Below are 22,621 nucleotides of genomic sequence, written 5' to 3'. Positions count from 1 at the left end.
TGTTAATGACGGAACAAAACAAGCGCTCCCAGCGCACCGAGGGCAAGGGAAAAAGCAAACAGAAGCCCTGCAAAGCTGGGACGTCGTTCTTCTATTGCATGGGTGATCGTTTTTCCCGGTTTGCTTACGACAAAAAGATATAATAAGCCCCCTTGAACAAGGAGCATTAACGCACCCTGCAAAGCTGGTACGGAAAATAATGATACTGGTACCGGATTGTAATCTGTACCTGTTAAATGCCCTGCCAGAGCCCCTATCTTGGGAGCAAAAAGACCTGTGACAACACAGGCAGCAGAGAATATAAGCAATGAAACCTTAAACCAAAAGCCTCTTATCCGTTGAGGTGTTCCAGACCATTCAGCTTCTGCTGCTACATCGTTCCTGGGTTTCGGTCTTCCGAGAAATATTCTGCTTAATTTGATCATAGAAGCGACGGTTCCGATCGACGCAAGACTCAGGATAACATATTCCCATGTTCCCTTATGCAGTGAAGAAACCGCGGCCTTACTTGCAAATCCGTTAAAAGGAGGGAGGGCTGAAATTGAAAGGGCCCCAATAAAAAAGCTCATGGTAGGAATAAATCCGGTTCTATATGCACCTCGGACAGCATACACATCCTTAGAGCCTGCTGCATCGGTAACTGATCCCACACTGAGAAAGAGGAGACCCTTAAAGAGAGCATGATAAAAGGCATGGAGCCATGCGGCAGCTATTGCCACAGGACTCGCCATAGCCCAGGCACTTACCACATATCCGATCTGGCTGATAGAATGGTAGGCTAAAAGCCGCTTTGCCTCCCGCTGGGAAAGGGCAAAAATAACTGCTACGAGGGCGGTGAGAGTTCCTGTAAATTTCAGGATTTCCAGGATTTCCTTAAAAACAATATCTACTGAAGAAACCGTTGCCATGAGCAGGAACAAAAATCGCCCCAGCGCAAAAAGAGGCACCTTTATCAACACACCGGAGAGAACAGCTGATATTGCATGGGGAGCAGATGCATGGGCCTCAGGGAGCCAGCCATAAACGGGCAAGATCGCCACACGGACAGCAGTGGCCACCACAATACAAACCAGGGATAAACCAATGCCCACAATCTGGCTTTCTGTATTAACGGAAACTATATAGCTTGCAATTGCATCAAAAGAGAGAGAGCCGGTAATCCGGTAAATACCAAAAACACCAAACAAAAAAATAGCCATAGCAGAGGAACTCACCGCCATATAGCTAAAGGCCGCCATAAAGGCCCGGCCCTTTCCTGAAAAAGCCGTGAGAGCATAGGAAGCAATACCAAGAATTTCAAAACAGACAAATAGGTTAAATAAATCGGCTGAGACAGCAGTTGCGGTCACCGCAAAGGTTTGTATAAGAAACAAAGCGGAAAATACTGGAGAGTCCGGTCCTGAACTGCGCGAAAAGAGCCAGGCACTCAAGGCACTGATAAAACCCATCATTCCAAGAAGCCAGCTCATCCCATCAAAACGAATCTCTATGCCAATGGTTTCATGCTGGTTTCCTACAAAAAAACGCAGGGGCCCCTCTTTGACAGGTTCATATAAAAGAAATAAAAGACCTAGTGGTATTGCAAGGCCAACAATGCCCCCTATCCATTCAAGACCTTTCTGAACCTTCGGAGCATGTATCAGTTTTGCAAGAAAACAAAAAGAAGCGCCGACCAAAGGTAGCATTATTTCTAGAATAACCAGATCTTCACTTCTCATTGTTTGCCCTTTTCTGGATTTCTTCTACATCAAGAGTTTGGTACTCCCGGAAAAGGCGGTACACCAATGCGAGTGCCAGGGCACTCACACAGACCCCGACCACAATGGCGGTGAGCATCAGCGCCTGGGGTACCGGATCTACATAAGTTTTTGAGCCCTCCACAACCAAAGGGGCGTGCGTACCGATACGGCCTCCCTCCAGGATAAAAAGCAATACCACTGCGGCATTTTGAATTGAAAGGGCAAATACTTTCTTTACCAAGTTTTTTTGTACCGCAAGACCGTAAAAGCCCAGGAGAAAAAGGCCAAGTAAAAGGATTCTGTCAATCATCATATTTCATGTCCATCATTAAAAGGCCAAGCAGCGCCAGCCCTGAACCGACCTTAAGGCCTATGGCTACATTAAAACCTATAATATACAAGACTTTGGGTATGGTGATCTCCGCGGAAACAAAAGGATTTTCTAATACAAAGGCTCCAAAGAACAGTGGTATAAAGACCATAAAAAGAATCGCAAAAAGCGAACCTACTTCTATAGTATGCAGACTTTCTTTAGTGATAATCGATGCAGCCTGACGCTTTTCCCTCCCGAGGGCGATAAAAAGGAGCCCCGAGGCGAGAACGACTCCGCCCTGGAACCCGCCCCCTGGGGATTGGTGTCCAAAAAACATAACGTACCAGCCAAACAGCATGACTACCGGAGCAAGCTTCCCCGTCGTCATACTAATAACGTTTGTTCGTGTTGCATGTTTTTTTTTCTCAATAGAGTCAAGTATTGTGATATTTACAGGCCCTTGAGCAGATGGGGATACGGATGTAATAAGATACAGAGCTCCCGCTACAGCAGCAAGGAGCACTATTGTTTCCCCGATCGTATCATAGGCTCTGTAGCCCAAATATATAGCGGAGACCAGATTGTTTGCTCCCGTATCATCAAGCCCCCGTAAAGCAAGGAAATTCCGGTTAACCTCTGGCCACGACTCATCGGGTATAATCATTGGTCCTAGCACAACGAGCAAAAGCAGCACACTACCAAGTCCCATTATTCGGATCATGGATCGCTCCGTTTTGTGTTTTTAATAACCCAGAGAAATATCACCGTGGATAAGCCTGCGCCAACTGCAGCCTCTGTAATTGCCACATCCGGTGCATGGAGCAAATAAAATATAAGCGCTGAAACGACACTGGTCATAGAAAGGGCAATAGTTCCATGCAATAAGTCCCGGGAAAATAAGGCATACGCGGAGCCAATAAGGACAAAGAGCAATAGAACGGTAATCATGGTTTTTGTCCTTTTTTAGTCCAGGGTATCACCCCCGAATACCATGCATAGCGAACAATAATGTGGCTCGTAGTCGGAGAGGACACCAAGAAAAAGAGCATGAGTAAAAGGATTCTGAATGCCGACGCAATATCTGCAGCATTAATAAGACTCAGAAAAAAGATGGTAAAAGGAGCGGTAGAACTAGCAAGGGAAGAGCCCTGCAAGCGGGTATAGCAATCTGGAAAGCGAAAAAGGCTTAGCGTCCCCGCAATAGCAAAAACACAGGCTAAAAGGGCAATCGCCATGGAAAGTATATCGATCAAAAGTAACATTAAAACCTCCGGTCTCCGGATTCTTTGTCTTTAAAAAATCGGGCTATAGCCAAGATTCCCAAAAAGCCAAATACATCATAAAGAAGAGCCACATCCAGATACAGAAGCCGCCCTTCCTGAGTTCCGAACATGACGAGGAGAGCCAAAATAAGGGAAGAAATCACAGAGAGAGCAACAAGCCGGTCAGCACCCAGGGGGCCGAGCAAAAGCCGAATAATGGCAAGCCCAATACAAATGATAAATACCCAGCTCGTCACTAAATAAATCTCGTGTTTCATGTCCAAATTTTCCGTAGTTGAATTTCCAAGGCATCTTTAATTTCAGAACCTGCCTGTTTTGAGTGACGGGTGCTGGCGAACATCCAATGAACTACATAATGGTCCTCATCGAGATCCATGGTTATAGTTCCGGGACTAAAGGTAATAGAATGAGCAAGCACAACCCTCGCCAAATCAGATCGGAGCCTGCTTTTAAAATGTACAATACCGGGCTGTATAGATCCGGTTAAAACCGCACCGAGCATTTTAAAACTTGCAATATAAAGAGCACGAATGAGCAAAGGGAAATACCCGAGGAGAGGCAAAAGACGGGGGATAACGGATCTGCGGCCCGCTTCGTGAGGTTCTATAAACACATTAAAAACAAAAAGGGAGATAACTAGGGATCCCACCAAGCCTATCATTACATAGGGAAAATCCAGGGTTGCAGAAAAAAGCATCCAGCAAATAAAAAGGAAAATGACGGTGATAAAATATCGTATCAGGTTCCATAAGAGACTCTTTTTTGTTTCCATCAATAGAGCTCTCCTAATCTTTTTCTAAAAGCAGGGCGGCAAGGTTTTCTCTAGTGGCGGCTGAACGAGCCTGTTCCCGAAAATGGGGATCATGAAGCAGCCGAGCAAGCCGGGAAAGGAGCTTTAAATGGTATGCCGTATCATTTTTTGGACCTGCCATTATAAAAAAGAGATCCACCGGTTTACCGTCGGGGGCATTAAAATCTATAGGATGTTTTAGCCGGATGACCGCCATGACCGTACTTTGCATAGAATCACTTAGCGCATGTGGAACCGCAATACCCTCTCCAATAGCTGTAGACGCAAGCTGTTCCCTGGCCATAATATCATGATAGATAGTCTCCGGCTGAGTTATTTTTTGTCCATGCTGTAAGAGCTCTAAAGCTTTACGGATAACCTCTTCGCGGCTATTTGCATCCACGTCTATTGCAATACACGAAGCATTTAATATTCCTGAAAAATCGACCATGGCTCACTCTCCTTTTTATTTATTGCTCAATCGGGTACGCAGATTTTAGATATACCATGGACCCAATCTACCGGGACCGTAAACATAATTCCCGTACCGGGCTGCTCCAAAGAACCAACAGTTTTTTCTATAAGCGGAACGAGTTGGTCCAGCACAGCTTCGTCTTCGATTAACGAGAGTATAGTTTTATTGTAAGGTTTGTTGCCCTTCATAAAATCCTTAAAATCTGCAAAAAGGGGTACCTCATAGGTTAAAAACCGGCCCATACCTTCTGAATCAAGAATAGTAGCCCGGGAGATACCCGCTTCTACATAGGCTTCGAGAATTTCTTCCAGAAATGCTTCATCATTTAATATTAAAACAAGCAGTTTCATACCCCAAGTATCCGTGGCACCGGTTGGTATTGTCAAGTTTTTTTAGTATTATAGTTTCAGGTTCTTGCAAAAGTATTTTATTTTTGCAATTGTCACCATATTACCGGTTTTTATTCCGTAATCTATTTGTATTAAAGGAGTTCCCCATGGTGGAAGCCCTCAAAAAAAATCCGGCCTGGAAAGGCCGCAGAGGTCCGGTCGTACTTGTCATAATGGACGGGGTCGGATACGGAAAATATAAGGAAGGCGATGCGGTCGCCGATTCCAAAATGTACAATCTAGAAGCGATTAAGGCAAAAAGTCCCCATACCCGTCTTAAAGCCCATGGAAAAGCGGTAGGACTCCCCTCCGACGAAGACATGGGCAACAGCGAAGTGGGCCACAATGCCATTGGCTGCGGACGGGTCTTTTCCCAGGGAGCCGCATTGGTTTCTAAGTCTATCGAAAGCGGTGCTATGTTCCAGGGTAAGGCCTGGCGGGAAGTAATTGACAACGTAAAGGGCTCCAAGGGAGCACTCCATTTTATCGGCCTCTTCTCCGACGGCAACGTACATAGCCATATTGATCACCTTAAAGCCATGATTCAGCGGGCAAAAGAAGAGGGTGTAAAAAAGGTACGGATCCATGTTCTTTTTGATGGACGGGACGTGGGCGAGACCAGCGCCCTCGAATATGTTGACCCCTTCGAGGCCTATCTTAAGAGTCTTAATAATGCGGATTTTGATGCCCGCATCGCTTCCGGCGGCGGCCGCATGTGGATTACTATGGACCGCTACGGTGCCGACTGGTCAATGGTAGAACGGGGTTGGAAAACCCATGTGCTGGGAACTGCCCGCCAGTTCTCATCCGCCCGAGAAGCGGTGGAAACCTACCGCAAAGAAATCCCCGGCATCATCGATCAGGACCTGAAAGAATTTGTCATTGCAGATAATGGAAAACCAATCGGTACTATAGAAGACGGCGATTCGGTCATTTACTTTAATTTCCGCGGAGACCGGGCCTTAGAAATGACCGCTGCCTTTGAGCAGGACGACTTTGATAAATTTGATCGGATCCGCAGGCCCAAGGTTGTTTACGCCGGCATGATGGAATACGACGGGGATATGCATGTACCCAAGCGGTACCTGGTAAGCCCCCCTGCCATAGACCGGACCATGGGTGAATACCTTGCAGCTTCAGGGGTGCGGACCCTAGCGATTTCAGAAACCCAGAAATACGGACACGTAACCTACTTCTTTAACGGGAACCGGACCGGCAAGTTTAGCGAAGAACTGGAAGACTACGTAGAAATTACCAGCGATGTTCTGCCCTTTGAGCAGCGGCCCTGGATGAAATGCGCTGAAATTACCGACGCAGTTCTGGAAGCGATTGAATCGGGAAAATACAATTTTATCCGGCTCAACTATCCCAATGGCGATATGGTGGGCCACACGGGGAACTACGAAGCGGTCGTTTGTTCAATGGAAGCCATGGACCTGCAGCTTGGGCGTCTTGCCAAGGCAGTAGAGAAGGCTGGTGGCATTATGGTCATCTCCGCTGACCATGGGAACTCGGATGACATGTTTGAACATGACAAAAAGACCGGTGCAGTTATCTACAAAGAAGATGGTCAACCCAAGGCCAAAACAAGCCACAGTCTTAACCCTGTGCCGTGTATCATTTACGATCCGGAACACAAGGGCGAATACGCCTACAAAGCCGGAGAAGGGAACCTGAAATCCGGCCTCGGCATTAGTTCGCTGGCTGCAACCTGCATCCAGCTTCTTGGCTTTATACCGCCAGAAGACTACGATCCTTCAGTACTTTCGTTCTAAAAGCGCTGCAATAGTAGAAATCAGGGGCAATCCAAAATCTGGATTGCCCTTTTTTATTCTCTAAAATTCTTCAAAATCATCATCGCTCGCCGTGGGCGGGGGAATGATGCTTCGGTCAGAGCTCGGTTTAATCACCTCTGGCTTGTGTTCCGGCATGGGAATCTTTTTTTCTTCCTTTTGGGGTAGCTGCATCGGACGTTTTGGCAGCACCCGCTGTATCTTGTTCTCCTTAGGCACATCCTGCGGTATGGGCCCCTTAATTGTCGCAGCACGGGAAGAACTAGAGGGAACCACATGAACATCCGCCTCTTTCAGAGAGAAATATTGAATAGTCTGCCTCAGCGACATGGACTGGGAAGAAAGCTCCTCCGCCATGGAAGCCAGTTCTTCACTTGAGCTGGCGTTCTGCTGAATAACCGAATCAAGCTGCATAATTGCTGAAACAATCTGCTCAATACCAATGCTCTGCTCCCGGCTCGCGGCACTGATTTCCTGCACTAATTCAGCAGTTTTTTGTACGTCAGGAAGCACATTGGTAATTCGGTTGCCCGCTTCTTCAACGGTCAGTACACTCTGTTTGGAAATTCCTAGTATTTCGTTCGCCGCCGTTTGGCTCCGTTCCGCAAGTTTCCGGACCTCGCTGGCAACCACGGCAAAGCCCTTGCCGGCTTCTCCAGCACGGGCAGCCTCAATGGCCGCATTCAGGGCCAACAGGTTCGTTTGCCTGGCAATCTCATCAATAATACTGATCTTTGCTGCGATAGATTTCATTGCTTCCACCGACTGCAGCACCGCCTCGGCTCCCTGGCGGGCATCTTCCAAAGCACGCCGGGCAAGCTGCTCCGTGCTGGCCGCATTGTCCGCGCTTTGCTTGATGGTGGAACTGATTTCTTCAATCATAGAAGAGACCTGTTCTGCGCTGGCAGCCTGTTCTGTCGATCCCTGAGATAGGTTTTGGCTAGTCTGACTGATAGCAGCGGCTCCCTTTTCCACCTCCAAAGCTGCAGTTTGAATCGAATGCACAATATCCGTGAGGGTTCTCATCAGCATCGTCGTTGCCTGTACCGCTTCTCCAACCTCGTCCCGTGACGCATGGGCCTTCTGCATCTGTTGGTCCGTCGTTTCATCAACCCAAACCTGACCTTTCCCAAGATTTTGGATTACTGAAGAAACAAGGCGAATCGGATTAGTAAGATTATTGATCGCAAGCAGAATAATAAGCACCAGAAGCAAGATAATAACCGACGAAATAGCCGCAACCATAGAAACAATTTTAGACGGGGCTTCGTTGATCTGACTATCGGGAATAACCATGGTAAAATACCACCCCTGGCTTAGCGGGATAGGCGCATATACAAGGTATTTTCCTACTCCCTTGTCATCCCAGTAGTGCTGACTCCCGGTTTTCCCCTGCCGCATCGCTTCTATAGCCCCTTCCATTTCCCGATACCCGAGCTTAGAAGGTTCAGAAAAATTAGCTTTGAGCACCAATTCTTTATTAGGATGGGCAATAACGTTTAATTTACTGTCAATAATTGCTGCATAGGCTTGGCCGTATTTAATACCCGATACGATGCCAGAAATGGTTTCCAGGTCAACCGCTGCGGCAGTGAGTCCAATCCGCTTTCCGCTGCTATTCATTTGGGGCAGCACCACAAAGGTCATAGCTTTCCCGGTGGAAAGGGATATGAGCCCTTCGCTCACCACATACTCTGCGCCGGCTGCAATCTGTTTAAAATACTCCCGGGACGAAAGATTGCCTTTACCGCCAGCGGAAGTAAAGTAATTGCCTTCAAGGTTGCTGAAATATTCATATGCCACATCCTGGGGCAAGTTGGCCTGCCGGGACATAATATAGTTTTGTATGCGGTTTATATCGCCGCTTTTCATTTCACTGTTGCCGGCAGTTCTTTTAACATTGTTGATGTGTCCCTCGAGCCAGCGCCCGATCTCTGCAGCCCTGCTTTGCGTGTTTAGTTCCGTAAGGCTGAGCACAGATTTCCGGCTCATAGATGCCACTGAAAACCCAACAATGAGACTTAATCCAATAAGTCCGAGGGCAGAAGGCAGCGCTAGATACAGAATCATTTTTCCTTTCAGTTTCATAGAGCCTCCTCCTAAAACTATAGTTATTATTTTTTTGTATTCAAGAGATGAAACAAAAGTTCCCGCTCCCTTTAACGGCCAAACCAGGCGGTTCGGAGCAGAAATTGCTGTTCCAAAACGTGGTCAAGCGGGAGGGGATCAGACCAAACAGGCTTGCAGGGCAGCCCTGATTCGTCGCAGATCGAAAGCCCTCCGTTTCCGATGAGTTCTACAGAATTGGAAGGTACATGTCCAGTTTCGATAAAACTAGAAATAAATTGGAACAAAAAATGAGCCCCCTTTTGACAGGCATCCAAAAACAGGTTGATGAACGATCGGTGGTCTACAGAGCCCTGCTGACAGGGATGCCGCCATGGTCGCTCTGCAAGATTTAAATAATCGACTGACAGGGGAAAACCCTCGGGATAAATGAGGGCTACCGATGCGGGACTTTGGTCATATTTAAGATAGAGTCCCTCATCGATTTTTCTATAATTCATCGAAGTTCGCTGCGGATTGGTAGTCCGATAAAATGAGGCTGCATCCAGAAGAGCATTTTCTAAGCGCAGGTTCAAAAGGGGATCCTTCCCTGCCCGTTCAGGATAGGTTGACCTCAGCGCATCGGCAAGGGTTTCTACAAGATATACCGGAGGCTCTTCGCAAGCCCGGGTTAAAATTCTATCCTGATTCCAGGCAGAAATATGTATCCCCTCAAGAAGTTCTAAAAGCTGCACATCGAGTATGCGCTCAAAAAAGGCATGCAAACGGGCATATTTTGCTGTCTCAGGCCGTTCTGGCGATACCCAGCCAGATTTGTAAACAATATAGGGGTGGGCAGCCCGATCCAGATAAGCATGGGTAAGAAACCCTAATGCATAGGCCCCCAGACTTGTCAAGGCAGAGCTGAGGGTACGCTTTAGCAAAAGAGTCATAAAACTGCCAAAATTCCTGCGATGTAAAAGACTTCCGTATTCTATCGCTACCGGCCGGCGCCTTTGGCTATGGTAAAAAATATCAGGGCCCTGGCAGCCAAGAGCGAAGACTGAAAAATATTGATTTTTTAATTTTTGTATTGGTTCATCGAACTTCTGGCCGTATTTTTCCGCCAATAAGCCTTCGCAGATGCGGATAAGTTCCTGTCCGAATAATATGTGCGCTACTTGAGAGGGCATATACTACAGGATAGCACAAAACGGGTGGAAAAGAGCAACACATTTACGGCCACTGTTGACACAAACGGGCGGCTTATGCTATGTTGCATCACGTTCCGGGCAATAGCGCAGGTGGTTAGCGTACAAGTCTGGGGGACTTGGGGTCGGCGGTTCGAGTCCGCCTTGCCCGAAATTACAAAGGGGATGTCCAATACGTTAAGGACATCCCCTTTTTTATTACCCAGGTTCTATATGAACCGAAGATCGAACCAGTCGCGACCAAGCAGCCTGAATTTTTATTTTTTCCTTACAGCAACCAATGCAAAGAGCTTGCGCAGTAGCCCAATCCGGCCCAAAAGCAGCCACCAGAGCAGGGCCGCAAGGAGCACCAAGGGCACGCCATACAGCACAGTGCCAATCATTATAACTAAAACAGTTTGTAAAAATGCCCCAAAGGCTGCAAACAGATTTTTAAGCTGGTCAAAAAAGCCCGGTTCACCGGTACCGGCTGAGACTTCCGGCTCTATGGTCAAATTGATTGTGGCGTAATCCACCTGTTTTACAAGGCCCCGGAAATTTCCTTCTAGACTTTCCAGTTCCGTAGTTGCATCGTTTAAGAACCGCTCTACATTCAGGAGATCCTCTACCGTTTTAGCATTTTTTAGATAGGTTTGGTATCGTTCTACCAAAATCCGCTTATTCTTTACCCGATTTTCGAGATCATAATAATATTCGGTGACATCCCGGGCCTGTACATTTTTTCGTCGTACCTTGCCGGAAGCTCCTAAGGTTTCCATAAGCGGATCAAACTGGTCCACGGGAACCTTGATCTCGTAGGTTACTGAATTTTCATACCAATCTTGGGAAGCTACATAGGCTTTAAAATTTACAAGCTGGTCTTCTAACTTTTTAGCCCCATTTTGAACATTGGAAACAGCTATAGTAATATTGGCCGTATAGATAAGTTTTCGTCCCTCAGGAATAACAATGGAAGGATTCATCCCACTGACTGCAGGAGCTGCCTGCGGTGAAGCTGCATCGGAGGCAAGCATTTTTTCGCTTTGAACCGCGCTGCGATTTGACAGAGCGGGAGCGGCTTCAGTCATAATAGGGCTACTCTTCGGGCTGCCCTTTAGGCTAGCCTGAAATAACGAAGAATCTTTGCTGCAGCTAGACAGTAATACTACGAATCCCAATAAAACTGAAACAGACGTTTTTCTAAAAGTACGCAATAAAACCATACGATGTTCTCCCCCCAGATACAAATCTAGCTTAACGGAAGTTTAAATTCCAATTGCCCGCGATTTAACAGATCTATTTATCTATCATTGGCCCCGGGTACTTGCAAAATAAATAATTAATGTGCTAATTTGTGGTATCCCACCTTAATTTGCGAGGTAATTCATGGCATACAAGGTAACTGATGCATGCGTAAACTGCGGCGCCTGCGAAGGCGAGTGCCCTGTTGAAGCTATTTCTGAAAAGGACGGAATGCGCTGGATTGATCCTGATAAATGCCAGGACTGCGGCGCCTGTGCAGGGGTTTGCCCCACCGAAGCCATTATCGCTGGCTAAGGAAGTTCTTTTCCTATCTAAGCCGTTCATGTCAAGGATCTGCCGCTTTTGCTGGCCTAGTCCTTGCTTGGACGGTTTTTTTTTGCCAATGATGCATAAACTTAAGATTACCATTATTGCGAGTATCCTCAATTTAGTCTTTTTAACCTACTCCAATGCCTATACTGCCCCCTCATTTCGTCATCCGCTCATAACAACGCTCAACAATTCTGACCCAGTATTTATCCAATATCAACAGGATGTGGAAGAAAACCGCATGCTGCTAGCCCGGTACCGTCAGGGCTTGCTAGGCTCAGAACCGGATGGGTTAAAAAAGCTGGCCCAAGGGCTAACTGTTTATCGATACATAATAAAAAACGGAGAAGATCTATTCACTATTGCATCCCGATGCACTATACCCTATGAGACCATTGCCACCTTAAACCGCTTTGAACATCCTTCGTTACTGCAGCCAGGCAAAGAACTTTTACTTCCGTCACTGCCCGCATTGTTCGTTCCGCTCAAAACAGAAACGGATCTAGAAAAACTTATTTTCAATGCATATAAAGATAAGAATGCATTCTTGCTTAGGATATATCCAGAGGAAAAACCACTTGATCTCTATTGTCTCCCCGACCAGGGCTTTAGCGGAACCGAAAGGGCCTTTTTTCTTAATGCAGCATTTCGTTATCCCTTACCAGAAGTACGTATCACAAGCAGCTTTGGACTCAGGAAAAATCCAGTTACAGGAACCGTTAAAGTCCATGAAGGCCTGGATCTCGCAGCCCCTGTCGGGACCCCTGTTTACCCCTGCAGAGATGGGGTTGTTTCCAAGGTGGGTTATGATGAAGTTTATGGAAACTATATCATTATCACCCATGAAGGAGGGTGGACCAGTGTATATGGACACCTGGGAAGCATACAAACCAGCTTGCAGAGTTATGTGCGTTCAAGTACAGTTATTGGTACGGTTGGAATGACTGGACAAACAACCGGTCCCCATTTACATTTTGAATTACGGCAGGAAGGAAAGGCTCGTGATCCATCTCCGCTCCTGCCAGGAAAAGGAAAGAATTGATGAAAGTCAGGCTTTATGCCCTTGCTTGTTTATTATCTATTCTCACCCCCTTAGAGGCAGAAACCTTCAGGACTACCCTTAAGGGTTCAATCGAAGTTTCTCCTCATAAACCGGAGGGTAAAAGTCTCACTCTTACCTACATCGATTCGGTTGTAGTAAGCCTAACACAGGATGCAGCTTTTCTCAGAGGTATAGAGCTTGAGCTTAAGGTTCCTCAAATTTACCTAAAATACCGCAGCAGCGTGGGACTCTCTATCTACAAAGGAAATAAAGAAATACTAAAACCCGGAGTCATCGATTTTAATCTTGAGCGTCTTGCCTTTGAAATTATTCCCGCGAAACTCCAGGCGGTTTATCAGATTCCGCTTCGTCAAGGCCATGGGCTAAAAACCAGCCCCTATGTAACGGTGCCGACAGGGATCATTCCGCCCCAGTCATTCCCCCTGGTGCTGAGACTCATGCCCCTTATTAAAGGATTATCAGAAGAAGTGGAAACCATGGAGTTTGTATTGACTGTCCGGCCTATTGTGGCCGATGAGGGAGCTCTCAGGTTGAATATTAAAACTCCAGAGACTATGAAAGACCGGCCCTTTACCGTTTTGATTGATGGGGCTGTCATTCCAGATTATTCTAAAGAGCGAATTTTAAAGACCGGAGAGCATCATCTGAGCATCGTCTCGGAAGATTTCCGTACCGAAAGCCGTACTTTTTTCATTGAACGGGCAAAAACTACGGATCTAACTATTGATTTACGAGATACTACACCGCTCATTGTATTTGAAGCCCCAGAAAACACAAAGATTTTTTTTGATGACACACTGGTGACAAATCCGCGCCAGTCCCAGTTGGTTGAACCAGGGCTGCATACGGTGCGGTTCCAGGTCGGTGATTATTCGGTGATTAAGCAGCTTTTAATAGAAAAGGGAAAAACATACCGGATCGCCCTCATCATCGATGTGGATATTAAAGACGAATAAAATGGTTAAGAAGTTTCGGTTAATTCCGATGATATCAATGTCGGACCTATAGTTCCCCTCCCAAACCGCTATACTTCCGACAGCCACTACGGCAGGGGATGTCCTATAACTTGAGGACATCCCCTTTTTTTGCTCGCTTGACAAAAAGGCAAGCCTTCCGTAGGCTCAGTGACATGGCATTAACCTTAAAAAAACCGCACAAAAAAACAATACTGCGCCTTGTGACGATCCTTATTATATTATCAGCGATCTTTCTGGGCATCGGTGTCGGTCTCTTTGTGGCAGAAACGATAAATATAAAAAATCAGGAAAATTTTACCGATTTTTCACCAGCCTTACCATCCAAGCTCTTGGATATTAATGGCAGAGTTATTACCGAATTTTCAGCAGAGGAAAAACGGGAAATAATAACCCTCAAAGAACTTCCAACCCATCTTATTCATGCGGTACTGGCCCGGGAAGACCCCGATTTTTATAAACACCATGGGTTCAGTCTTAAAGCCATAATACGTGCTGTGGTCGGACAAATTATTGGAAAAAATCTTGGCGGAGGTTCTACCATTACCCAACAGCTTGCGGGAACCCTCTATCTAGACCGGTCGGAACGGTCGATTACCAGAAAACTGAGAGAACTCTGGTGGGCCCTGCAGCTTGAGCGTCGATACAGTAAAAATGAAATCCTAGAACTGTACTTGAATAAAATGTATATGGGCGCCGGCACCTACGGGGTAGAAGCGGCAAGCAAGTACTATTTTGGTCATAGCGCGCGGGAAATCTCTTTGGCAGAAGCAGCCATTTTGGTTATCCAGCTTTCTAGCCCCGCACGGTACAATCCGCTGGATAATCCAAACATTGCGCGGGACCGGCAAAAAGCAGTTCTCGACAAAATGGTAGATCTGGGCTACACAACACGCAAAGAAGCGGATACATCCTTTGAAGAGTATTGGGCGAATTATGACTATACCCGGGTCTCTACATCCGCTTACTTTTCCCGTGATGACAAGGCTCCCTGGTTCAGCGAATATGTGCGGCGCCAGCTTGAAAACATGCTCTACGGTTCATTGGATATCTATAAGGACGGATTTACGGTTAAAACTACCCTGGACCTGGATTTTCAAGCCGCTGCGGATCGCCAAATGGCGGTAGGACTTGCTCAGGCAAATGAAGAGTACAAAAAAACTATTTCTACAAGACTCGACAAGGCTGAAGCACTCTATGTCCCCATCATCGATCTATTGTCACTTGCTTTTGGGATAGATGAAATTCATGCCACATCGGACTCTAAAAATGCTCAAAAAGCCCTTGATCGGTATGTAAAACGCTTAAATCCGGTACTGGACGTGGCAGCGCTTCTATTCAATATGCAGGATGTAAAAATTATTACCAATACAGCCTACGGGAATTTAAAAACCATTGCGGAAAAAAATACCGTAGAAGGGGCACTCGTTTCCATAGAAAACGAAACGGGTTATATAAAAGCAATGATCGGCGGCTCTAAATACGATCAAAGCAACCAGCTGATCCGAGCGGTGCAAGGGAAAATCATGCCCGGTAGCTCCTTTAAACCTCTATATTATTCAGCAGCCATCGATTCCCGAAAGTATACCCCAGCTTCTCTTATCTATGATTCTCCGGTTGTCTTTTATAATGAAAATGGAACACCCTACATTCCTTTAAACTATAAGGGAGAATGGAAGGGCCCGGTGCTTCTATGGTACGCCCTCGCACAGTCGATGAACGTCCCATCCCTGAAAATACTTGACGGTATAGGTTTTGATGCAGCCATTGACCGGGCTGCATTGCTCCTGGGCATCACGGATCCTGAAGAAAAGCGAAAAACCTTTCCCCGCCTGTATCCCCTAGGACTCGGGGTCATCAGTGTAGCCCCCATTCAAATGGCCCGGGCCTTTGCGGTATTTGCCAACCAAGGCAAGGAAGTTACACCCATAGCCATATTACAGGTGGAGGACAGAAACGGAAAAATATTCCTGGATCCTGAAAAGGAACTACGGCTGCAACAAAAACGAAAAGGTTCAGCAATCCAGCTCATTAGCCCGCAGACAGCCTATGTCATGACAAGCCTGCTGCAAAAAACTATACAAAGCGGTACTTTGGCCTATGCCTCAGGTTACGGTACAAAATTCACCTATACAGACAGCAAGGGTAAAAAATATACGATCCCCGCTGCGGGAAAGACCGGTACTACTCAAAACTGGGCTGATGCATGGACCGTTGGATATACGCCGTACTATACAACTGCCGTTTGGTTTGGTTTTGACAAACCGGGCAACTCTCTGGGTGTTACACAGACTGGAGCCACTATTGCAGGGCCAGTATGGGCAAATTACATGAGGGATGTTCACCGAGACCTTCCCATGAAGGATTTTGTCCGTCCCACTACTGGACTTATAGACGTTACGGTCTGTGCTACATCAGGGCTGTTACCCACGTCCTACTGTAACGACGGTACTATTACCCTCACCTTTCTGGAAGGTACACAGCCGCAGAAATATTGTGACATTCATGACGCAGGAAGCCAATACACGCAGCGTGCTCTGGATATAATGATACAGGATACATTACATATTGATGATACGGAGCTGCAAAATAGGCTTAAAATGCCCACCTTGAATCTTGATTCACTGCCATCACAAAAACCTGTAGATAGTTCTGTCCCCCAAAACAATAACCAGGGCAATGTACCGAATAATCCGATGAATCAAGACTACAATCCTTTACTGGATTAAGAGGCACAATATGCAGATACCCCTTGAGGATATTAAAATTAAAAAGCGGGTTCGAAAAGATTTGGGGAATGTAAATGAACTCGCCGAAAGTCTTAAACGGTATGGGCAGATTCAGCCCATACTTATAAATAAAAAAAATGTTCTTATATCTGGCCGCCGCAGACTGGAAGCAGCAAAAATACTGGGCTGGCGGACCATTAATGCCCAGATTATTGATGCGACAGATGAGCTTGCAAAGCTGGAATTAGAACTAGAAGAAAACCTTCAGCGCCAAGATTTGAACGACGAAGAAATTCAAACAGCTCTCAAAAGAATCAGAAAACTGCGCAATCCAGGCTTTTTTCGCCGAATATGGATGGCAATTTCATCGTTTTTCAGGAAACTATTTCGCCTTGATTAAACATACCGCCCCGAACATAGAGTCCGGGGCAGCAGTAATTATCCCTGTTTTTTTTCGAAATGGGAAAATTCCATAGAAAAGGTTGCCCGCCCCTGACTAACAGATCGGAGAGCGGTCATAAAACCGAACATTTTTGCCATGGGAGCCTGGGCTTTGACATGGTCCACCGTGGCCTTAGAATCCATACTGTGAACAATTCCACCGCGTTGAATAATAAGACTAATAACATCTCCTACAAATTCCTTGGGAGAAATCAAAGTAACAGCCATAATTGGTTCCAGCAAGAAGGGATCTGCGATCCTGCATGCTTCGTCAAAGCCCATGCTTGCACAAGCCTCGAAGGCAAATTCCGAGCCGGTTAGTTCAGAGTATTCCAGATCAAGAAGGGTTACCCCAATATCGATACAGGGGTATCCCATTACAATCCCCGAAGGGAATGCTGAATTAATACCCCGTTCAATCGCATCAAATATCTCTTCCGGCGCTTTATTCTTTTTAGCCGCACAGGTATAGCGGTTTCCGGTACCTCGGGGGAGCCCTTCTACCCGTAGAGTCAATGTAGCCTCATGCTCTTTTCCCGCTAGAACTCGGGAGAATTGCTGGGTATGCTCTACTGTTCTTGCAATCGATTCACGGTAAGTAACCTGGGGATTTCCAACTTTAGCACCAACATTGTATTCTTTAAGGATACGAGTTACCAGTACATCCAGGTGCAATTCACCCATTCCGGATATAATGAGCTGTCCTGTTTCTTCATTTTCCTTAGTCGTAAAGGTGGGATCCTCTTTGGCAAGTATACCCAGAACTTCCCGCAGCTTATCCTGTTCGGAGATGCTTTTTGGTTCAATGGCGACGGATATGACCGGCTCAGGGAACTGCATCTTTTCAAGCACCACTGGCCACCCTTCGCTGCCGATTGTGTCACCGGTTTGAGCTTCCTTCATACCAATAATCACGCCGATATCACCAGCAGAAAGGACATCCATGGGTTCGCTTTTATTAGAATGCATCCTTAGGATACGGTTTGCCCGTTCCCGTTTTTTCTTTCCTACGTTAAAGACCACTGTACCGGGCTTAAAGCTACCGGAATACATTCGAACATAACAGAGGCTGCCTGCTTCGCGGTCATATTGAATTTTAAATACCAATCCCAGGGGCGTCCCTTTGGGATCACAGGGGACTTGTACCTCTTCCTCTTTTTTAAGGTGGTGGCCTACTGCAGGTCCTACTTCATCAGGAGCCGGCAAGAAATCCACAACCGCGTCTATCAGGGGCTGGACCCCCATATTTCTTCGAGAAGCGCCACAAAGCAGGGGAACTACTTTGTGCTGAATAACTGCTTTTCGCAATTCCTTTTTGATAAGGTCCAGAGGAATATCTTGGCCGTTAAGATAAAGATCGGTAATAACCTCAGAATAGGCAGAAAGGGCATCGATCAGTTTTTCTCGCCATTCTTGGGCTTCCCCAAGCGATTCATTAGCAATAGGACTGTAAAGCATCTTTTCACCATCGGTGGATGCATCCCAACGGATTTCTCGCATCTCAAGAAGATCGATAACACCTTCGAACGCACTTTCTCTACCAATTGGGAGCTGTATGGGTACCGCTTGAGCACCCAACTTGGCCTTTATATCATCTAAAACCTGATAAAAATCAGCCCCCATCCGGTCCATTTTATTGATATAGCCGATACGGGGAACCCGATATCGGTCTGCCTGATGCCATACCGTTTCGGTTTGGGGCTCCACACCGCTTACGGCGCAAAAAATACAGATAGCCCCATCGAGGACCCTGAGTGATCGTTCAACTTCAGCGGTAAAATCCACGTGTCCAGGGGTATCTATAATGTTAATTTGATGGTCTTTCCAATAAGTGGTAGTTGCAGCGCTCTGGATGGTAATTCCCCGTTCCTGTTCCTGTTCCATCCAGTCCATAATGGCTTCCCCATCATCAACCTCGCCAATACGATGACTTTTTCCGGTATAATAGAGGATCCGTTCGGTAGTTGTTGTTTTTCCGGCATCGATATGGGCCATTATGCCGATGTTGCGCATCCGTTCCAGCATTCAGTACTCCTCGCAGGATTTTACCCGATGACAGGCCTATAATGCAAGGGAAGCAAGAATATGCACGCACATCGGTTCAATAGCCAGCTTCAGATACGGAATAGCTTTCGCAGGGATGCCTTTTTCATAATCCTGTAATGGAGGTAAAAGAGAAGTCCTGCCATTGGAACGCATACAAAGGCAACTATAACTGACCAGTCAAGGGAGAGCCGGTGCTGTACATTAAGATCGATGACAAATTCCAGGCCGAGACAGAGAAAACTTGCGGCCAACAAAAGGATTGCAAAGACATTCAAGCCCTTTCTTCGCGAAATACCTATAAACAGGGCTCCCAATGTAACGGAAATTTCAACGAGCAGCGTAATGGGCAGCCCATAGCCAAGGAACCAGGTAATGCGGCCATCCAATACATCAAGAACAAAGATAAGAAGAGGAATACTCGGCCCGAGAATTGCAAATATAATCCAGGGATATTTTTTAAGAATAAGAGGAATACTGATGATAAGCCATAACATGAGAATTCCCACCCCAGCATAGAGGGACCAGGAAAGCCGGTGTTCAGCAAAAAGGTTAGCCAAAATGGTGACTACCAATGCGATGCCAAAAAAGACCGAAATAAGCTCCACTGCCAGCTTTTTACTCACCCTCACATCCCGAGACTCAGTTTCCTGTTCGGTTTGTTTTTCTAATTTATTTTTTGATGATGGATAATCCGTTGCGCCCGGCGCATGCAAGGATTCGCTGCGTTGCAATTCTCCTTCTATCGTGGGTTTTCCGCACAGAGGACAGCGCTCATCGGTTTCCCGAACATTTACAGCACAAAAAGCACAATGTCTCATAGCTTTGTATCTCCTTCATTCTCACTGAAAGCTCTTTCAAAACTCAGGGAGTTTTGAAAGAGCTACCTAATAAAACCGCGATTTGGCGCAGCGGATGCGTGGGATTTTAAAGAAACCGCACGCATCCGCAAGCAATCGCAAAGCCAATTTCAAAAGTAATCGACTTTTGAAATTGGATCACTGCTCATGACAAATACATCAATTCCAAAGGATGAAAGTTTTGTAAAAAACCTGCGTTCAAAATCCCTTTCATGGACCATACTCCCAATATTGATGTACAGCCTGTTTTGCCAGGTAAGGACACCCACATTGGCTCCGGTGGTCCGAGCTCGGGATGGTATAAAGCTAAAGCGGACGATATGAGCCGCAAGGGCCTCTGGCATTTCTACTATACCAACATTGGAAAGAGAACCGGAATAGGCGCCGACGCCAATCACCGCATTGATAATGCGGAGCACCAGGGTCTTAATCGGTAAAAAAACAATTTTACCAAAAGGATTCCTTTCGCCCCCCACATTTCGTTTAAGCTGCCGAACCAGTTCCTTATCTTCAAGACCAAGCTGCATCTGATGATGAACCCGCCGCAGAATTTCATCAAAACTCCAATGTCCAAGCCGTACATCAATATAGGGAGCGACAAAAAGGAAAAAATTCCGTAAAGATTGAGAAGGATAAATCTTTCTGAGGTTAACCGGTACTTGAATAGATATAACTTTTTTTGCTCCTTTTTGAGCCTTCCGATCCAAGGATTCATACATATCCTGCAGAACATCAAGATGGATTGCGGAAAGAAATTCTGTAAGGGTCACTTTATATTTTTTTGCTACATCCAGCACCTGCCGTACATCCATAGAACCTAATGTTTCCCGATAGGATATAAACATACGGCGGCCGGGAATAAGAAAAGCTTGCCCTGTTTTATCCGGGACGGTCGCACTGGGTCTAAAATATTTATTATATCCATCTTCTGATTCGCCGGCATCCACCGGCTCTCGAGGATGTTTGATGCCAAAGGATACAAGATCTGCATCGGAAAGCTCTAAACCGATACCTATATTTCGAAGGTATTCAGTAATCAGAGCCCTCATGAATGCAATGGCACCGGTTCCGTCGGTTACCACATGGTGGAATTCGACCGCAATACGACGGCCATAGGCAAAAACACGCAGAGCAGGCCGGTCTCCTCCCTGAGGAAGGGGGCCGCAGGGATAGGCTGTTTCTTTTTCGACACGGGGCGGCTTAGAAACAGGATCGAGATAATGCCAGAAAACACCGCTTCTAAGCCGTACAAAAAGATAGGGGAAGCGGGGGAAAAGAGCATTTACCGCATCCTGAAGGGCGGGAACAAAAACGGGATTATCCAACTCACAATAGAAGCGGAAAACAAAGGGTCCTGAAGCCCCCGCAATGGCGGCCATGAATATAGCGCTGTTATCCAGGGAATAAAAAGTGTCATCATGGGTTGAGTGGGCCATATCGTTAATTATAGACAAATTTATCACATTTTTGTTGCATTTTTTTATGATCCCCCTTTTCATGGCAATGCAATATGTCTTACTATTATAGTAAACTATAACCAGGAGGGTACCAATGGCTCCAGCAGAAGCACAGAAATACTACTTTGATACTTTGGCGGTCCATGGCGGACAGCAACCGGATCCCACCACCCTTTCTAGGGCACCGGCGGTGTATCGGACCAGTTCTTTTGTGTTTAAAAATACCGAACATGCAGCAAATCTCTTTGCCCTTAAGGAATTTGGCAACATCTACTCCCGGCTGGGGAATCCAACCAACGATATGCTGGAAGCTATGGTAAGCGAGCTGGAAGGCGGCGCAGCCTCTGTCTCTGTGGCCTCTGGAACCGCAGCAATTTTTAATACGATAATCACCATAGCCCGCGCAGGTGATGAAATTGTGTCCGCCAGCAACCTGTATGGCGGCACCTATACCATGTTCGACGCCATCTTACCTGATCTCGGCATACAGACCCGCTGGGCAGATATTCATGATCTATCAAGTTTTAAAAAGGCAATCACTGAAAAAACTAAGCTCCTGTATGTAGAAACTATCGGGAACCCCTCCCTTGATGTGGCGGACCTCAAAGAGATCGCAGGAATCGCCCACTCTCACGGGCTTCCCCTGGTGGTAGACGGGACATTTACAAGCCCTTACCTGTTACGAACCATTGAACATGGTGCAGATATTGTCATCAACTCCCTTACCAAATGGATGGGAGGTCATGGAACTGCGATTGGCGGTATCGTAACCGATGCAGGGACCTTTGACTGGTCGGATCCAAAATTTACACTCTTTACCCAGCCTGACAAGAACTACCATGGGCTCAGATGGGCACTGGACCTGCCTGCGGAGCTTAAAAAAATTGCCTTTGCCCTGCGCTTTAGGACCGTGCCATTGCGGAATCTGGGGGCATGCCTTTCACCGGACAACGCCTGGCTCTTTATTCAGGGCCTGGAGACCCTGCCACTGAGAATGGCCCGCCACTGCTCTAACGCGTTGGAAGTGGCGGAATTTCTGCAGCGCCACAAGTCGGTTTCCTGGGTTCGATATCCTGGTCTGAAAGATGATCCAAGCCACGAAATCGCTAAGAAGTACCTAACTAAGGGATACGGAGGCATGGTAGTCTTTGGCGTAAAGGGCGGGAAAACAGCCGGCGAGCGCTTCATCAATAAGCTTCAGCTTTTTTCACACCTTGCAAACGTAGGGGACGCCAAGTCCCTGGCTTTGCATCCCGCAAGCACCTCCCACTCCCAGCTTTCCGAAGAGCAGCAACAGGCAGCGGGAGTTACTCCAGACCTAGTACGGCTTTCTATTGGTTTAGAAAACATTAAGGATATACTAGCAGACCTGGATCAGGCGCTTGCGGATTAATTAAAAAGCAGAAAAGATTAGGGACAGGTTATTCGCCGGATGATACAGGATTTCATCTTTCATCCGGCATC

Annotated in this window: 22 protein-coding genes and 1 tRNA gene; 8 read left to right on the top strand and 15 right to left on the bottom strand. The window is 46.5% G+C overall.

Annotated features, from left to right (window positions below):
• Positions 1-2 precede the first annotated feature (2 nt).
• From Q7P68_RS00505 to Q7P68_RS00465, 9 genes are read right to left on the bottom strand one after another with little or no spacing between them, the layout of a single operon-like run.
• Complete coding sequence (locus Q7P68_RS00505; RefSeq protein ID WP_304221448.1) at positions 3-1,718, bottom strand: complex I subunit 5 family protein; 1,716 nt, start codon at positions 1,716-1,718, stop codon at positions 3-5.
• Entirely contained in the window at positions 1,708-2,052 is a 345-nt protein-coding gene (locus tag Q7P68_RS00500) for a sodium:proton antiporter (protein ID WP_304221446.1), read from the bottom strand. Before Q7P68_RS00500 ends, Q7P68_RS00505 begins: the two co-directional genes overlap by 11 nt.
• Positions 2,042-2,773, bottom strand: coding sequence for an MnhB domain-containing protein (locus Q7P68_RS00495; RefSeq protein ID WP_304221443.1), 732 nt, complete (start codon positions 2,771-2,773; stop codon positions 2,042-2,044). The genes Q7P68_RS00500 and Q7P68_RS00495 overlap by 11 nt, the downstream gene beginning before the upstream one ends.
• Positions 2,770-3,000: a Na(+)/H(+) antiporter subunit B gene (locus Q7P68_RS00490; RefSeq protein WP_304221440.1), complete on the bottom strand. Its 231-nt coding sequence runs from the start codon at positions 2,998-3,000 to the stop codon at positions 2,770-2,772. Before Q7P68_RS00490 ends, Q7P68_RS00495 begins: the two co-directional genes overlap by 4 nt.
• Positions 2,997-3,314: a cation:proton antiporter gene (locus Q7P68_RS00485; RefSeq protein ID WP_304221438.1), complete on the bottom strand. Its 318-nt coding sequence runs from the start codon at positions 3,312-3,314 to the stop codon at positions 2,997-2,999. The genes Q7P68_RS00490 and Q7P68_RS00485 overlap by 4 nt, the downstream gene beginning before the upstream one ends.
• Complete coding sequence (locus Q7P68_RS00480) at positions 3,314-3,592, bottom strand: MrpF/PhaF family protein (RefSeq protein ID WP_304221435.1); 279 nt, start codon at positions 3,590-3,592, stop codon at positions 3,314-3,316. The genes Q7P68_RS00485 and Q7P68_RS00480 overlap by 1 nt, the downstream gene beginning before the upstream one ends.
• Positions 3,589-4,107: a Na+/H+ antiporter subunit E gene (locus Q7P68_RS00475; RefSeq protein ID WP_304221433.1), complete on the bottom strand. Its 519-nt coding sequence runs from the start codon at positions 4,105-4,107 to the stop codon at positions 3,589-3,591. Before Q7P68_RS00475 ends, Q7P68_RS00480 begins: the two co-directional genes overlap by 4 nt.
• Positions 4,108-4,120: 13 nt before the next feature.
• Complete coding sequence (locus Q7P68_RS00470; protein ID WP_304221431.1) at positions 4,121-4,576, bottom strand: PTS sugar transporter subunit IIA; 456 nt, start codon at positions 4,574-4,576, stop codon at positions 4,121-4,123.
• A 26-nt stretch (positions 4,577-4,602) separates the two neighbouring features.
• Positions 4,603-4,950, bottom strand: a complete 348-nt coding sequence (locus Q7P68_RS00465; RefSeq protein WP_304221429.1) for a hypothetical protein — start codon at positions 4,948-4,950, stop codon at positions 4,603-4,605.
• 146 nt (positions 4,951-5,096) lie between these two features.
• Between Q7P68_RS00465 and gpmI the strand changes: the two genes are divergently transcribed.
• Positions 5,097-6,764 (top strand): 2,3-bisphosphoglycerate-independent phosphoglycerate mutase, encoded by a 1,668-nt coding sequence (gene gpmI, locus Q7P68_RS00460; RefSeq protein WP_304221427.1) that lies wholly within the window; start codon positions 5,097-5,099, stop codon positions 6,762-6,764.
• 60 nt (positions 6,765-6,824) lie between these two features.
• Here the strand turns inward: gpmI and Q7P68_RS00455 are convergent, their stop codons facing one another.
• Together Q7P68_RS00455 and Q7P68_RS00450 are read right to left on the bottom strand one after the other, a co-directional pair.
• Complete coding sequence (locus tag Q7P68_RS00455; protein WP_304221426.1) at positions 6,825-8,870, bottom strand: methyl-accepting chemotaxis protein; 2,046 nt, start codon at positions 8,868-8,870, stop codon at positions 6,825-6,827.
• 71 nt (positions 8,871-8,941) lie between these two features.
• Positions 8,942-10,021: a zinc dependent phospholipase C family protein gene (locus Q7P68_RS00450; protein WP_304221424.1), complete on the bottom strand. Its 1,080-nt coding sequence runs from the start codon at positions 10,019-10,021 to the stop codon at positions 8,942-8,944.
• 96 nt (positions 10,022-10,117) lie between these two features.
• Here Q7P68_RS00450 and Q7P68_RS00445 point away from each other — a divergent pair.
• Positions 10,118-10,191: transfer RNA gene (locus tag Q7P68_RS00445), tRNA-Pro, on the top strand.
• A 105-nt stretch (positions 10,192-10,296) separates the two neighbouring features.
• Here Q7P68_RS00445 and Q7P68_RS00440 read toward each other — a convergent pair.
• Positions 10,297-11,106, bottom strand: coding sequence for a DUF4349 domain-containing protein (locus Q7P68_RS00440; RefSeq protein WP_304221422.1), 810 nt, complete (start codon positions 11,104-11,106; stop codon positions 10,297-10,299).
• Between the two features lie 298 nt (positions 11,107-11,404).
• Here Q7P68_RS00440 and Q7P68_RS00435 point away from each other — a divergent pair, with 298 nt between their 5' ends.
• The 5 genes from Q7P68_RS00435 (at position 11,405) to Q7P68_RS00415 (ending at position 16,756) form a co-directional block, all read left to right on the top strand.
• The gene (locus Q7P68_RS00435; RefSeq protein ID WP_013968323.1) at positions 11,405-11,575 is read left to right on the top strand and encodes a DUF362 domain-containing protein; all 171 of its coding nucleotides are present in this window, start codon (positions 11,405-11,407) and stop codon (positions 11,573-11,575) included.
• A gap of 88 nt (positions 11,576-11,663) precedes the next feature.
• Entirely contained in the window at positions 11,664-12,632 is a 969-nt protein-coding gene (locus Q7P68_RS00430) for a LysM peptidoglycan-binding domain-containing M23 family metallopeptidase (protein ID WP_304221414.1), read from the top strand.
• Positions 12,632-13,609 (top strand): hypothetical protein, encoded by a 978-nt coding sequence (locus Q7P68_RS00425; protein ID WP_304221412.1) that lies wholly within the window; start codon positions 12,632-12,634, stop codon positions 13,607-13,609. Before Q7P68_RS00430 ends, Q7P68_RS00425 begins: the two co-directional genes overlap by 1 nt.
• A gap of 173 nt (positions 13,610-13,782) precedes the next feature.
• The gene (locus Q7P68_RS00420) at positions 13,783-16,356 is read left to right on the top strand and encodes a penicillin-binding protein 1A (protein ID WP_304221411.1); all 2,574 of its coding nucleotides are present in this window, start codon (positions 13,783-13,785) and stop codon (positions 16,354-16,356) included.
• Positions 16,357-16,366: 10 nt separating this feature from the next.
• The gene (locus Q7P68_RS00415) at positions 16,367-16,756 is read left to right on the top strand and encodes a ParB N-terminal domain-containing protein (protein ID WP_304221408.1); all 390 of its coding nucleotides are present in this window, start codon (positions 16,367-16,369) and stop codon (positions 16,754-16,756) included.
• Between the two features lie 38 nt (positions 16,757-16,794).
• On the opposite strand, the gene fusA is transcribed toward Q7P68_RS00415, so the two are convergent.
• The 3 genes from fusA to Q7P68_RS00400 form a co-directional block, all read right to left on the bottom strand.
• Positions 16,795-18,822: an elongation factor G gene (gene fusA, locus Q7P68_RS00410; protein WP_304221405.1), complete on the bottom strand. Its 2,028-nt coding sequence runs from the start codon at positions 18,820-18,822 to the stop codon at positions 16,795-16,797.
• 89 nt (positions 18,823-18,911) lie between these two features.
• Entirely contained in the window at positions 18,912-19,661 is a 750-nt protein-coding gene (locus Q7P68_RS00405; protein WP_304221402.1) for a DUF6320 domain-containing protein, read from the bottom strand.
• A gap of 149 nt (positions 19,662-19,810) precedes the next feature.
• The gene (locus Q7P68_RS00400; protein WP_304221399.1) at positions 19,811-21,136 is read right to left on the bottom strand and encodes a condensation domain-containing protein; all 1,326 of its coding nucleotides are present in this window, start codon (positions 21,134-21,136) and stop codon (positions 19,811-19,813) included.
• A gap of 115 nt (positions 21,137-21,251) precedes the next feature.
• Here Q7P68_RS00400 and Q7P68_RS00395 point away from each other — a divergent pair, with 115 nt between their 5' ends.
• A complete protein-coding gene (locus tag Q7P68_RS00395; RefSeq protein WP_304221397.1) occupies positions 21,252-22,550 on the top strand; it encodes an O-acetylhomoserine aminocarboxypropyltransferase/cysteine synthase family protein in 1,299 nt (432 codons plus the stop codon).
• Positions 22,551-22,621 lie beyond the last annotated feature (71 nt).

Source organism: Gracilinema caldarium (genome assembly GCF_029265695.1).
Taxonomy (GTDB): Bacteria; Spirochaetota; Spirochaetia; order Treponematales; family Breznakiellaceae; genus Gracilinema; species Gracilinema caldarium_A.
The sequence above is the reverse complement of the archived record's forward strand: the minus strand, read 5'-3'. Positions and strand labels throughout refer to the sequence as shown.